Source organism: Nostoc sp. UIC 10607 (genome assembly GCF_047228265.1).
GTDB lineage: Bacteria > Cyanobacteriota > Cyanobacteriia > Cyanobacteriales > Nostocaceae > Nostoc > Nostoc foliaceum_A.
On record NZ_JBIQNW010000034.1, the window covers coordinates 20702 to 35368 of the forward strand.

Annotated in this window: 5 protein-coding genes and 1 pseudogene; 2 read left to right on the forward strand and 4 right to left on the reverse strand. The window is 40.1% G+C overall.

All coding sequences use genetic code 11. The features are described 5' to 3' along the window. Positions 1-400: 400 nt before the first annotated feature. Positions 401-3658 (reverse strand): PAS domain-containing protein, encoded by a 3258-nt coding sequence (locus ACEYW6_RS23690; RefSeq protein ID WP_412981681.1) that lies wholly within the window; start codon positions 3656-3658, stop codon positions 401-403. 329 nt (positions 3659-3987) lie between these two features. Here ACEYW6_RS23690 and ACEYW6_RS23695 point away from each other — a divergent pair, with 329 nt between their 5' ends. Further along, positions 3988-4413: a hypothetical protein gene (locus tag ACEYW6_RS23695; RefSeq protein ID WP_412981711.1), complete on the forward strand. Its 426-nt coding sequence runs from the start codon at positions 3988-3990 to the stop codon at positions 4411-4413. Between the two features lie 41 nt (positions 4414-4454). Here ACEYW6_RS23695 and ACEYW6_RS23700 read toward each other — a convergent pair whose 3' ends face one another. Further along, positions 4455-5663 carry a NupC/NupG family nucleoside CNT transporter gene (locus tag ACEYW6_RS23700; protein ID WP_412981682.1) on the reverse strand — a complete coding sequence of 403 codons (1209 nt, stop codon included), beginning with the start codon at positions 5661-5663 and terminating at the stop codon, positions 4455-4457. Between the two features lie 232 nt (positions 5664-5895). Between ACEYW6_RS23700 and ACEYW6_RS23705 the strand changes: the two are divergent. Further along, positions 5896-11355: pseudogene (locus ACEYW6_RS23705) on the forward strand (AAA family ATPase). On the opposite strand, the gene ACEYW6_RS23710 reads toward ACEYW6_RS23705, so the two are convergent. Together ACEYW6_RS23710 and ACEYW6_RS23715 are read right to left on the reverse strand one after the other, a co-directional pair. Beyond that, positions 11352-12212, reverse strand: coding sequence for a hypothetical protein (locus ACEYW6_RS23710; protein ID WP_412981683.1), 861 nt, complete (start codon positions 12210-12212; stop codon positions 11352-11354). The pseudogene ACEYW6_RS23705 and the gene ACEYW6_RS23710 overlap by 4 nt on opposite strands. Before the next feature lie 132 nt (positions 12213-12344). Further along, complete coding sequence (locus ACEYW6_RS23715; RefSeq protein ID WP_412981684.1) at positions 12345-14612, reverse strand: caspase, EACC1-associated type; 2268 nt, start codon at positions 14610-14612, stop codon at positions 12345-12347. Positions 14613-14667 lie beyond the last annotated feature (55 nt).

Below are 14667 nucleotides of genomic sequence, written 5' to 3' on the forward strand. Positions count from 1 at the left end.
TTCGTCAAGTTTTTTGCCTAGTGTTTATTTTTTTGCAAAAGACAATTTCATGAAAATGAAGCCACGGATAAACTAGGATTTTTGAAAGGTGGCTAATTTGTGTCAATCTTGCTCATAACTCCTCTGGAGGTAGGGCAACAAATCCGCTTTTGACTCCACGCTAGGAGCTACGCATTGATAAGAAAGACTAAATATAGCGCTTCTCGGTTGAGTCCAATACAGACCTAACCCCCAGCCCCTTAAGAGCTAGCGTTGGGGAGTAAAATTCAAAGCTTCTCTCCTTTTAGGAGAGAGGTTTAGAGAGAGGTCAAAGTGTATTGCTTCCATTCGAGAACCGCTATATAGGTGATTTAAAAAACCATATCTGTGGTTCGCATTTTGAGCCAGTCAGAAGCATTACTTAGTCTTGACCTAGCAAATCTGCAATTGAGGTTAGTAATTCAGTTGGTTGTACTGGTTTAGCAAGGTGTTTCTGGAAACCAGCTGCTAAGACTCGATCGCGATCGCTTTCTCCAGCATAGGCGGTAAGAGCGATCGCAGGAATTTCCCCTCCCTCCTCCTTTGGCATTGCTCTGATGACCCTAATCAGGTTGTAGCCATCCATCTCTGGCATTCCTAAATCACTGATTAATAGATTAGGTACAGTCTGGGCGATGAAAGCCAGCGCCTCTTTTGCCGATGCTGCAACAGTTGTCAGCGCTCCATTCTGTTGTAGCAAGAAGTGCAAAAACTCCCGTGTGTCAGCATCATCATCAACAATCAATATCCGTAGTCCGCTAAGAAGTGACGAGTTAAATTTCTCCCCCACTCCCCCAATCCCCTGCTCCTCTGCTCCCCTGTTCCTCTGCTCCCTCGCTTCCCCACCCTCCTTCATCAGAGGCAGCCTAACAGTAAAAATTGCTCCCTGTCCAATTCCTGGACTATCTGCTGTGACAGCCCCACCATGCAACTCTACCAAGTGACGAACTATTGCCAATCCCAGTCCCAGACCACCAAATTTTCTGGTTGTGCTGCTATCGGCTTGGCGAAAATATTCAAATACGTGGGGTAGGAATTCAGGTGAAATACCTAGTCCTGTGTCTTTAACTTGAATTAGTGCTGAGTGGGAAGTCAATTCCCGGCTCAATGATAGGCTGACTTCTACTGAACCATTCGGGGGAGTGAACTTGACAGCGTTCGAGAGTAAATTCCCCACAACTTGCTGTAAGCGATAATAATCGCCTAACACTTTGCCAACATTGGGGTCAAGCTGTATTTTTAACTGGATGGATTTGGTTTCTGCTGTTAACCGGACTGTTTCTAATGCAGCATCAATTACCGATACCAGGTTAACAGCAGCAAAAGTCAGATTCAATTTACCGCGAATAATTCGGGACACATCTAGCAATTCATCAATTAATTGAATCTGCAATTGAGCATTTCTTTCAATGGTTTCTAAAGCACGATTTGTAGTAGCTTCATCAAATTTGCGACTTTTGAGTAGCGATGACCAACCAAGAATCGGGTTAAGGGGCGATCGCAATTCGTGGGAGAGAATAGCAAGAAACTCATCTTTGTTGCGGTTTGCCTGTTTGAGTTCCTCTGCTTGTTGTCTAAGTGCCTTTTCTAATTGCTTCCTGGGGGTTAGGTCAAGAATAAAACAGATCCAAGATGCCGGATCTCGCTCCACTAAAGCACCACCAATTAGTATGGGAATACGGGAACCATCCTTGCGGATGTATTCTTTTTCATAGGGTGTACATACCCCAACCGTTAAAAGTTGCTCTATCCCTTGCTCATCAAGAGCGTGATATTCAGGCGGGGTGATATTTTTTCTGCGTACCTGACCCGCCAAGAGTTCCTCTCGGCTATAGCCCACCATTTCTAAAAAAGCCTCGTTCGCCTCAGTAATGTAGTTAGGAGTGGCGAACATAATGCCAATAATGTTGGAATCAACTAATCGCCTTAATTGAGTTTCGCGCTGGCGCAAATTATTTTCTGCCTGTTTGCGCTGGGTAATATCCTGGGCAGTACCCATCAAGCGGACTGCATTACCCTCGGCATCGTAAAAGACACGACCTTTAGCAGCAATCCAATGAATGCTACCATCAGACCAAACGCTGCGGTATTCTATGTCACACTCAACCTTTTCTTCAAAAGAGCGAGCGATCGCTTCATGGATGCGTTGACGATCTTCTGGATGTATACAGTTGAGGAAAATCTCATAGCCCATTTCGGCTTCTGGGGACAGTCCAAACAACTGCTTACACTTCTCTGTCCAAATTAACTCCTTGGTGGTGATATTCCAAAACCACATACCCAGTTCCGCAGCGGTAGTGGCCAATCGAATCCGTTCTTCACTCTCGCGCAGGTTTGTTTCAATTTGTTGGCGTTCGTGCAGCGCAGCTTGCTGTTCAGTAATATCAGTACTAGCACCAACTACCCTAACTACCTGACCATTTGCATCCCTGACAGCAAAACCCTGGTCTTGTACCCACAAATAGCGACCATCCTTGTGACGAATTCGATACTCGATGCTATATCGGTTTCCAGTAAGCATACTAGCCATGAACTGGTCATTAACTATTTGTTGGTCATCGGGATGGATGCGTTCTTGCCACCATTCGGAGGTAGGTTCAGCTTCTTGTTGTGTGTAGCCAAAAACCTGGGTTAAACCCTGAGTTCTCTCCACCGTATTTGTATGAACATCCCAGTCGTAAATTAGGCAATTAACCGCCGCCGCTGCTAGCTCAAACCTTTCGTTACTTTGCCGTAGGGAAATTTCTATGTGTCGTCGCTCTGTAATATCAAAAGCGATCCCCAAAAGATATTGCGGTAATCCCTCAGCAGTTCTGCTGTAGAGAATGTCATAACTACAAAACCAGCGCCACTCTCCATTAGCGTGTCGAATTCGGTATTCAAAGCTGATGACTTCGCCCTGAGGAGCAGAATTAAATTTTTCAAAATAGCTAGGGAGTCTAGCCAAATCTTCAGGGTGTAGAAGTTGGGTAAATAACTCCTTTCCCATTGCCTGGATTTCTGCTGGTGTGTAGCCCCAACCTTGAGCAATTTTGTAATTAACGTAAGAATTTCGTTGCTCAATTAGGTCATAAATGTAAAGTATCCCCGGAAGAGTGCCAGCAATTTGTTGAAGCAGACGTTGACTATCCCACTGTGGCTTAAATTGATCTGCATCAACTTGTTGAAGATCTTGAGCATAGCTACGGTTTTCCTCAAGCTGTGCGTGCTTAGATTCTGTAATATCCGAAAAATTTGTAACGATCGCGTAGGGAGTGCTTCCTCCAGCTTGGAATAGAGGTTGTGAAGACAACAATAGCCAGACTAGCTCACCATTTGGCTTATAAAAGCCACATACTACATTCAAGCAAGGTTTACCTGTTTTGCAGGCAACGATCGCTGGGTGAGTCTCACTGGGCAAAGGAGAACCATCTTCATGAATAAATTGCCACTTGGAATTAAGCAAATTTTGCCCTACAAGCTGTTCTGCGGTCAGTCCCAGAATGCGATCGCAAGTTGCACTGCAAGCCTGGATAGTGCCATCAGCTAACTGAAGCACCATTCCCTCTTCTACCAGCGAATAATTTGCTTTGTTACTAACTTGCCGATTCAGCAGCTTCTCATTAGCCAGCTGGTTTTGAGATTTTTCCGCGTCTGGCATTCTAAAAAGATAAATAAATTTAAATAAGATTCAGCGGCTCATACTTACATAAATTTTAGGGCAATTTCTTCCAACTTTAGGCTGAATATAGCTGATTAGCGAATTGGCATTATGGCTGGGGACTTAAGGTGTTTCAGTTAATCTAGTTTTAGAGTATCTGAACTAGACCTCTTGCAAAAAGCACTTTTGCAAGAGAGGAAAAAGGTTAAAGGTTAAAGGGGAAGGGGACAATACAGAACCTTATCCCCTTTCCCTTTTCCCGACTTATGTAAGAAGTCTAATGTACAAAAGTTGATTATGTGGATGCAACCTTTACAGGAGATGAGATCGTGAGTAATTTGGGTAAGAAAAGATTGGAAGCTGTTTTAGCGATCGCTACTTACTCTATTGGTAACGCTACTGCTTCAGCTGCACCAACCCCTGGCGGAGAAATTCCCAAACAAATTGTGTTAACTGCGTCTGATGTGGCTATGTACACCACTATCTGGAAAATCTATTTTCAAGAAGATTTATCCAATCAAGGAGTTTTAGATATGTTGGCAGAGTTGGGTTTAGTCACCCTTGCTGCCACTGGAACTGCTTATATTGTTGGCAAAATCACTACAGCGATCGCCTGTGAGATCACAGACTGGCTAGGCCCGGTGGGATGGGTTATTGCAGCAGCAATTGCTACTTCTATCACTGGTTTATTTACTGCTACATGGGCACTCTATTGCGATCGCGTTTATTCTCAAAGAAAACCTCAACCAATTTAACTTTACTTCAGCAAAAGTTGCTGTCCAGATCCCCGATTTCTTCAAATCAACATCCCAGCAATACAAGCGGTGATAAAACCCGCTAACAATCCGCCAATCATTGACCTTACACCCATGCGAGCTAAATCATGCTGGCGATTAGGTGCTATCCCAGCAATGCCGCCAATGGTAATTCCTATTGAACCTATATTTGCAAAATTACATAAGGCATAGGTCGCAATAATTACTGCGCGTTGGGAAATTTTACCGCTTTCGATTAGTGCCTTTAAATCCAAAAAAGCAATAAAGTCATTCAAAATTGTCTTTGTACCTAATAAAGCTCCAACTTGCCGACAATCAGCCCAAGGTACGCCCATCAGCCACGCCACGGGAGCCATAACAAAAGACAAAATCCACTGTAATGACAGTTGCTGTAAGCCCACAAATGCCCCCAACCATCTCAGCAGTGCATTGAGAGCAGCTAATAATCCCAAAAAGGCGATAATCATCACCCCAACATTAACTGCTAGCTTCACGCCGTCAATTGCTCCGGTAGTAGCAGCATCAATTACATTTACATAATTGGTTTTTAGATCCACTTTTGCTTTACCAGCCGTCTCTGATATTTCTGTTTCTGGATACAGTAATTTTGATACCACCAGCGATGTGGGAGCAGTCATAAAAAAAGCAGCAATCAGGTGTTCTGCGGGTATCCCAAAGGAAAGATATGCCCCTAGAACTCCACCCGCAATTGTGGCAAAACCACCCGTCATCAAGGCATGAAGTTCGGATTGCGTCATCTTCGCTATATATGGTTTAACCATCAGCGCCGACTCTGTTGGCCCCAAAAAGATGTTACCTGCACAGGATAAAGATTCAGAACCCGATGTTTTCATCGTCTTCATCATTACCCACGCCATCACGTTTACGACTCGCTGTAAAATGCCGTAGTAATACAAGACGCTGACGAAGGCAGAAAAAAAGATAATTGTCGGCAGCACTTGGAAGGCAAAGAAATGATCCTTAAAATTTTCTCCAAAGACAAATTTTGCACCCACATCAGAAAATGCTAAAAATTGGCTGACAAAATCTCCTAGGGATTTAAACACATTGAAACCCCAAGGAGTTTTAAGAATCACCAGCGCAAACACAAATTCCAACCCCAAGCCCCACGCCACTAAGCGCCAACGCACCGCTTGACGATTAACAGAGAAGGCGTAGGATATACCAATAAAAACTAGAATTCCCAACGCAGAAATGGCGCGTTCCATGTTTACTCCCGGAAATGTATCGCTAAGGCATATGGTCACAAAGCATACATAAAAATAGGCGTATTTTTCTGGTTTTGTAGTCAATTACTAGAGTTTTGATGCTGTAATCAAGGATTTAGCGATCGCACATTTATATCTTGTTACAAAATTGTCTCGCCAAACGTTAAGCACATTTGTATTAATGGGAACAATCAATGTAAAGAGGAAAAATTAATTTTGTAGGAAAAAAACTATGGTGGCACTAACCGGTTATCAAATACATGAGCTAATTTATTCTGGCTCAAAAACCCTAGTGCATCGCGGCATTAGAGAATCAGATAAAATGCCAGTAGTAATCAAACTGTTGCGGCGTGAGTATCCTACATTTTATGAACTTGTGCGGTTCCGCAATCAGTACACCATTGCAAAAAATCTAAATATTGATGGAATTATCAAAACTTATAGCCTGGAGAACTATCAAAACAGCTATGCCTTAGTCATGGAAGATTTGGGCGGTATTTCTCTTCAAGAAGAGATGGCGAGGTGGAAAGATACGGGGATGGGAGGAACTGCTGATGGGTTGCAGGCATTTTTTCACATTGCTTTGCAAATAGTCTCCATACTTGATGGACTGTATCACAACCGAGTGATTCACAAAGACATCAAACCCGCCAACATTTTGATTAACCCCACCACAAAAGATATAAGACTCATCGATTTTAGTATCGCTTCGTTACTTTCCAGAGAAACGCAAACTCTCAGCAATCCAAATATTCTGGAAGGGACATTGGCATACCTTTCTCCCGAACAAACTGGACGAATGAACCGGGGAATTGACTACCGCAGCGACTTTTATTCTTTGGGTGTCACCTTTTTTGAACTCCTCACCGGCCAGTTACCTTTCACATCTGATGAACCGATGGAGTTGGTGTATTGTCATTTAGCAAAACTTCCTCCACAGGTGCATAGTCTCAATCCCAACATTCCCCCAATTCTGTCTGAAATTATCGGTAAACTGATGGCGAAAAATGCCGAAGACCGCTATCAGAGTGCATTGGGGTTGAAGTATGACTTAGAAATTTGCTGTCGTCAGTGGCGAGAAACTGGCAGTATTGATGTCTTTGAGTTAGGAGTGCGAGATATTTGCGTAGGCGTAGCCAGTCGTAGACATCGCTTTATCATCCCAGAAAAACTCTATGGACGGCAAGCAGAAGTAGAGAGTTTACTCGCAGCATTTGACAGAGTAGCACAGGGAAGCACTGAAATGATTTTGGTAGCAGGTTTCTCTGGTATTGGTAAAACTGCTGTTGTTAATGAACTCCATAAACCAATTGTGCGATCGCGTGGTTATTTTATCAAAGGGAAATATGACCAATTCCAACGCAACATTCCCTTTTCAGCTTTTGTACAAGCATTTCGGGATTTAATGAGGCAATTGCTGAGTGAAACCGATACCCAACTTGAACAATGGAAAACCACAATTCTGACAGCTTTGGGTGAGAATGCTCAAGTAATTATCGAAGTTATTCCCGAACTAGAAAAAATTATTGGACGACAACCGCCAGTACCTGAACTTTCAGGAACTGCTGGACAAAATCGCTTTAATTTACTGTTTCAGAAATTTATCCAAGCTTTCACAACCAAAGAACATCCTTTAGTGATATTTCTAGATGATTTGCAATGGGCAGATTCAGCATCTTTGAAGTTTACACAATTGCTGATGAGTAAAGCCGGAATTCACTATATGTTAGTGATTGGTGCTTATCGAGATAATGAAGTACATCCAGCACATCCGCTAATGTTTACATTAGGAGAAATCTATAAAAATAAGGCAAGTATTCATACTATTACTTTAGCTCCTCTCAAGCATAGAGATTTAAATTATATAATTACTGATGCTCTAAAATGTAACTTAGAAGTTGCCCTACCTCTCACAGACTTAGTATATCAAAAGACTCAAGGTAACCCCTTATTTACTAATCAGTTTCTCAAGTTTTTACACGAAGAAGAGTTAATTAACTATAACTTTGACATGGGTCATTGGCAATGTGATATTGCTCAAGTGAGAGCATTAGCATTTACTGATAATTTGGTAGAGTTTATGGTGTTTCAGTTGCAGAGACTACCAGAAGCAACTCAAAAAGTTTTGCAGCTAGCAGCTTGTATTGATAATCAGTTTGACTTAGCAACTCTCGCAATTGTTCATGAAAAATCTCTAGCGGAGACAGCAGCAGACTTATGGAAAGCTTTGCAAGAAGGTTTGGTTATACCTACAACTGAAGTTTATAAGTTTTATCAACAGGAATCAGCAGAATCTATCATTACTTCTGATTCCTGGATGGTGGATTCTGGTTATTGTTCCTATAAGTTTTTACATGACCGCGTTCAACAAGCTGCTTATTCTCTAATTCCTGAAGATCAAAAACAGACAGTACACCTCAAAATTGGGCAATTAATGTTGAGGAAAATTTCGTCTGAACAGCGCGAAGAACATCTCTTTAAATTAGTTAATCAGTTAAATTTTGGAGTTGAACTAATTACTCAGCCAGAGGAACGATAAGAACTGGCAAAATTAAATTTAACTGCAAGTCATAAAGCCAGAATTTCGACTGCTTATGAAGCTGCTGTAGAGTACACAAATTTTGGGATTGGGTTACTCACAGAAGATTGTTGGCAACATCAGTATGAGTTAGCTTTGACACTATACTCAACATCTGCCGAAGTAGCCCATCTTAACGGTGATTTTGAACAGATGGAAGAATCGGTAGAAGTAATCTTAGAAAATGGCAAAACACTGATTGACCAAGTTAAAGCCTACGAAGTCATAATCTTATCTCAAGTAGCACAAAACAGAATGTGGGAAGCGATAAAAACGGGACTCCAAGTTCTCAAACTATTAGGCATAGAACTTCCCGAACAGCCAATACCAGCAGATATTCCCCGTGGACTACAGGAGACACAATTAGCTTTAGAGGGTAAAGCTATTGAAGACTTACTAGAATTAAAATTAATGACTGAGCCAGATAAGTTAGCAGCTATGAATATCTTGACAAATATTGCTGCTGCTGCTTATTTAGTTATCCCAGAACTCTATCCTCTAATATTGTTTAAACAGGTTAATTTATCGATCAAGTATGGCAATACTGCTAATTCTCTCTATGGTTATTCGTGTTATGGACTGATTCTGTGTGCTGTTGTTGGAGATGTTGAATCTGGTTATCAGTTCGGTCAACTAACTCTCAGATTATTAGATAAATTGAATGCTAAAGAGTTCATAGCTAAGACTTATACAATTGTCTATGGTTCTTTGAATTCTTGGAAAAAGCATGTTATGGAAATTTTGCATCCTATACGATTAGGCTATTCTAGTGGAGTAGAAACAGGAGATTTAGAATTTGCAGGTTACTGTGCATGGATTTATTCGTTTAATTCATATTTAGCTGGAAAAGAATTATCTTCTCTGGTACAGGAAATAGCGAATTATAGTCAAGGACTCGCGCAACTTCGCCAAGAACCATCTCTACATAAAAATGAACTCTTTCGGCAGGTAGTGCTTAATTTACTTTCAAAAAATCAAAATCCTTGCCGTTTAATTGGTGACGCTTACAATGAAGAAACGATGTTGCCAATTCATCAGCAAGGTAATGATCAAACCATAATCTGTTTCTTGTATTTTAATAAATTGGTTCTCTGCTATTTATTTTCTGAGTATACTCATGCTATTGAAAATGCTGAATTAGCACAAAATTATTTAGAAAGTGTTCTTGGAAGTATTACTGTTCCTTTATTTTATTTTTATGATTCTCTGAGCCGATTAGCTGTTTATCCAGATGCTTCTGAAGATGTACAAGAAATCATCCTCAAACGGGTTACAGATAATCAGGAAAAAATGCAGAATTGGGCGCATTATGCGCCGATGAATCATTTACATAAGTTTCACTTAGTAGAGGCTGAACGCGATCGCATTCTTGGTGAATATATTCAAGCAATGGAAATGTACGATCGCGCCATTCAGGGAGCCAAAGAAAACGAATATATCCAAGAAGAAGCTCTTGCCCACGAACTCGCTGCCAAGTTTTACTTGGGATGGGGTAAAGAGCAAATTGCCCAAAACTATTTGACAAACGCTTACTACCGCTATGTTCGTTGGGGCGCTAAAGCTAAAGTCTATGACTTAGAACAACGTTATCCTCAATTACTCGCCCCGATTTTGCAATGGGAAAAAATTCGCCTCAATCCCACGGAAACAGCATCTACTCTCCATAGCATATCCCTGTCTAATTTTACTGCTGGTACAACAATTTCTTCCAGTAGCACCAACATTTCAGAAGCTTTGGATTTAGCAAGTGTTCTCAAAGCCTCTCAAGCACTATCTAGCGAAATTCATTTAGAGAAGTTGCTTTCTACATTAATGCAAGTGGTGATGGAGAATACCGGAGCGAAAAAATCTGCTTTAATTTTACTCAAGGATAATATTTGGGTGATCGAAGCAATCGCAACATTTCAGAAAGTGCCAACTATTCTGCAATCTATTCCCATTGAGTTTAGCCAAGATCTCCCTCTAACTCCAATTAACTATGTCAAACGCACCTTAGAAACATTGGTAATTGATGATGCAACTGTGAAAAATCCCTTCATTTCCGACTCATACATTATCCAACAACAACCCAAGAGTTTGCTGTGTACCCCAATTCTCCATCAAGGTAAGTTAATCGGCATTCTTTACTTAGAAAATAATCTAATTGCTGGAGTATTTACCCATGATAGACTCCAAGTGATAAATCTATTATGTTCACAAGCTGCCATATCTTTAGAAAATGCTTCTCTCTATCAGCGATCGCAAGATAATTCCCAACAATTAGAACACTCACTTACAGATTTAAAGCAGATGCAACTACAACTTGTGCAAAGTGAGAAAATGTCAGCATTGGGTAATTTAGTTGCAGGTGTAGCCCACGAAATCAACAATCCTGTAGGCTTTATTGCAGGTAATATCCAACCTGCCGTTAATTTGGTTGAAGATTTGTTTCACCTCATTGATCTCTATCAGGAAAATTTTCCGAATCCGGGTATAGAAATTGAAGAAGAAATTGCAGCCATTGACCTAAAATATATCCGAGAAGATTTGCCAAAATTGATTTCTTCAATGAAGTTAGGTATTGACCGCATTCGGAGTATTAGCAACAGTTTGCGAACCTTTTCAAGAGCAGATACAGAACACAAAGTTGCTTTTAATATTCACGAAGGTATTGACAGCGCAATTTTAATTCTTAAGCATCGTTTGAAAGCATCGGAGACTCATCCAGATATTCAAGTAGTCAAAAACTACGGAAATATATCTTTAGTAGAATGCTTTCCTGGACAACTCAATCAGGTATTTATGAATTTATTAGCTAATGCCATTGATGCTTTAGAAGAATCTAATATTGGGCGTAATTTTCACGATATTAATAATAAAATTGAGATTAAAACTTGTTTGAGTGAAGACAAAGATCATGTTTTAATTTCCATTCAAGATAATGGTATGGGAATGTCTGATGAAGTCAAACAAAAGATTTTTGATCATTTATTTACAACTAAATCTGTAGGTAAAGGTACAGGATTAGGATTAGCGATCGCCCGGCAAATTATTGTAGAAAAACATGGCGGTACTCTGGAGGTTAATTCTGTACAGGGAGAAGGTACAGAATTTGTGATTCAAATTCCGATTTAACTCTCCTGGCGTGGGTAGCCAAAGCTGAGATGGCTGCCAATGATTGTGTAGAAATCATTTGGGGCGTGTGCAGCACCCCCTGCACAACCTGGAACCTTACACTTATCGCTAACAATTTGGGCGACTTTGTAAAGCTTAGTGGTGTGTGGTGTCATGTCCCATCCTTCGCCACCATAGCTGCTTGTGGTTTTTTCAATATTATGCAAAACAACCACTTCCAGCCGCCAACCATTGATTTTGCACTCGCCCAAGCGATAAATTTTAGATAATGCCGGATCTGATAAAGCTAGACGTAACTCTCTTTCTATTTGCGTGAAATCAGGCTTTTCTGGCTTCATCTGCAAGTAAGCAAGCAGTTCTGTGGCTGATGTGCCAGTTCTAAAAAACACTGGTGCATAACCGTCTCCTCCAGAAACGACTCTCCAATCAACTAAGGTGAGTTCTGGTGATTGCGCCAGCGCCACAATCAGTGAAGTATCAGCTTGGTTATCTGTACCAGTTATGCCACCATAACCAGACTCAATGCCAAAATTGCGATCGCAAACACCAATAATTTGCCAGATATAGTGTGCAACAGTAACTATCGGTTCATCTCTTTGTATACCCGACATGACTTCAGTATAGTTGCTCTGGTCAACATACAAATCGTAAGAACCTGGAGTATTGGAGTTTCCACATGGCGCATTGATTAATTTGCCAACAAAATGGCAGTGTTCAAAGCAGCCAGACAGTGGATGTTGGCGCACCAAAGCAGCAAGGCGTTCAGCATCAGATGGAGCAAAAGTGGCACTGAAGTAGTAATGAGGGCCTTGGCCGCACTCTTTGATTTCCCAGAACCAATCCTGAAATGTACCCATTATCTAAAGATATACACAACGAAATAAGACCAAGATAACTGGTGACAGATAACATTGAACACCCACGATATAACCTCTAGGCGATCGGTTTCAGTTTCTCCATCTTGGCTTTACGAGCAACATATCTGAGAATTATTCTCCTAATATCTGCTTTCTTAAAAACTCACTTTTCTCTTGAGATAAACGATAAATTGTAGGTTCAGCTTTTCCAATTATATGACCTTGCACATAGCTAATACCTAATTTTTTCAATTGATTTAGTGTAACTGGTGAATTCTCATCTAATCCCTCAACAATTATGCTTGCTGGGTTGAGTGGATTGGTTGTTGAAACTATTTGTTGAACAAACTGGATAATAACATTAACTGGTTCGTGATAAAGAATTTCACGGTCAATTTTTACATAAGGCGGATTAAGTCCTGCTAATCGAGATACGGACGCATAACCAACTCCAAAATCATCAATCCCAAATTTAATTTTTAACTCTTGAACATATTTAGACAATCTAATTCTGAATGTATCTAAAGGAGATTTAAGCTTCACTCCATCCTGATAAATTGGCAAGTCAGCTTTTTCGGAAATCTCTAAAATTAGTTTTTTGGCTGTAATGTGATTGCTTGTTCCTTCTTTAACAATCTCACGAACCGTCTCAAAATAGGCGGTTCGCATCAGAGACTCTGGATACACATTAACTGATAGAGGTAGTATTTCATGAGATCTACTTTGTTTTGCTTCAATCAATGCTCGTCTATAGCTATCAGTTGCCCTATTGAGAAGAACTTGGTCTAACTCAATTGTAAATTTACGTCCCCATAACTCAGCAGCATAGAATAGATCAACAGGAGCTATCAAGCTATCTGGATCACGAGCAAGAGCTTCCCAACCACTAATTGAAAATGTATCTAAGTCAAGAATAGGTTCAAAATATATAACAATTTTAGCTAGACGCTCACAAAAAAGATGAAACCTTTTCTCATAGAAAGAAAAAGGAACAAATCCGTAATTCTTTTTCAAATTGTCAAGAATTGTTGCCTCAACTCTTGTAGGTTGGAGATATAATTCCTGGCTAGCTTCATAGAAACTAGATATGATTGTACAGTAAGCATCGCTAAGTAAATAAGAATCTTTTAATAAACCACAAACTAATATAAACTCATTATCCAAGGTATCTAAAGGTATCAATATAAAAGCTTTAGATACTGATTCTTGATCATCATAATGAATTCTATAAATACCCTGATGATCTGAAGTAAAAATAGAGTTAATTGGAATATTAGAAAGAATTTTGTTTTTGAGAATATTCCCATAAGCATCATCATCAACAATTTCACTAAAATTGCTTTGTGCTTTTATATTCCAAGTATTTTGATTTTCGACGCGATGCATTACAAACACTAAGTCTGCATCCGAAGTTTGTCTAATAACTTCAAGAATAAAACTTTGAACTGTAGCTGCTCTATCTCCACTGTTATGAGATAAATATTTACCAGAATATTCTCCTAATCGTTCAGCTAATCTGCTAATAAAGGATTCAAAAGGTTGTAATAAGCTTGGGATAGGATTATAGTACCTAGTATTACTTAGCTTTTTAGAGTATTCTAATTTAATTTCTCCGATGTGAATCTTGGTCTGAATTGTTTCTAAAACTGGAATGGGCATAGACTTTGCTTTCGCTAATATGATTTCAAAGCCCTTATCTCTGAGGACAATGATTTTAGGAGTCATACTAGGAAGAACTTCTCTGATTTTGCTAGTAGCATACTCATGAAGCTCTAATATTGATACTTGTCCATCTTTATTAAGATCGCCTGTTCCTGTTTCTATGCCTTCTACTAAATAACGAGTATAGACAGATAGTTCTGAACCTTGTTGCTCAAAAGCATACTCAGTAGAACTGGAGGATGTCAGAACGACTCTTCCTTCTGAACCTAGTTGTCCTTGTAAATCAACGGAATCGTCATTCTTAGCAGATAGGCTTGGATCGAATGCTCCACTAAAACAGCAATCGAGTATGATTACCTGCCGCTTCGCACGGCTACGTTTCATTACTTCATGAATAAAGGTTGCAGGTACAGCAGTTGACCGTACTAATTCTCCCTTTGGGGTTTTCTTTGTTGCGCGAGTTGCAAAATATAAATTACCAGTGTCATCCTTAATACCATGCCCAGAAAAATAGAAAAGTATTAAATCTTCTTTAGTTCGCTCTGAGAAAAGTGCTTCAATTTCGTACTGCATTGTCTGGGGATCAGGATTTTTTAAACTCTTTAGCTCGTTAAAATCTCCCATGTCAGGGTCTTGTAAAACCCGACGTAATGCTTCAATATCTTTCGTTGCGGCTGGTAGAGAGCTTAATCCAGGTTCGTATTCATCGACTCCAATTAACAGTGCTATTTTTGCCATTTTAATATCTTTATATTGCGGTAAAAAACAAAATTGTTTGCTGCTTTTATAGTCC

Bases quoted from the DNA above. Each gene is read 5' to 3' on its own strand.
- ACEYW6_RS23690 (WP_412981681.1), bottom strand. From the start codon at position 3,658: ATGCCAGACGCGGAAAAATCTCAAAACCAGCTGGCTAATGAGAAGCTG.
- ACEYW6_RS23700 (WP_412981682.1), bottom strand. From the start codon at position 5,663: ATGGAACGCGCCATTTCTGCGTTGGGAATTCTAGTTTTTATTGGTATA.
- ACEYW6_RS23710 (WP_412981683.1), bottom strand. From the start codon at position 12,212: ATGGGTACATTTCAGGATTGGTTCTGGGAAATCAAAGAGTGCGGCCAA.
- ACEYW6_RS23715 (WP_412981684.1), bottom strand. From the start codon at position 14,612: ATGGCAAAAATAGCACTGTTAATTGGAGTCGATGAATACGAACCTGGA.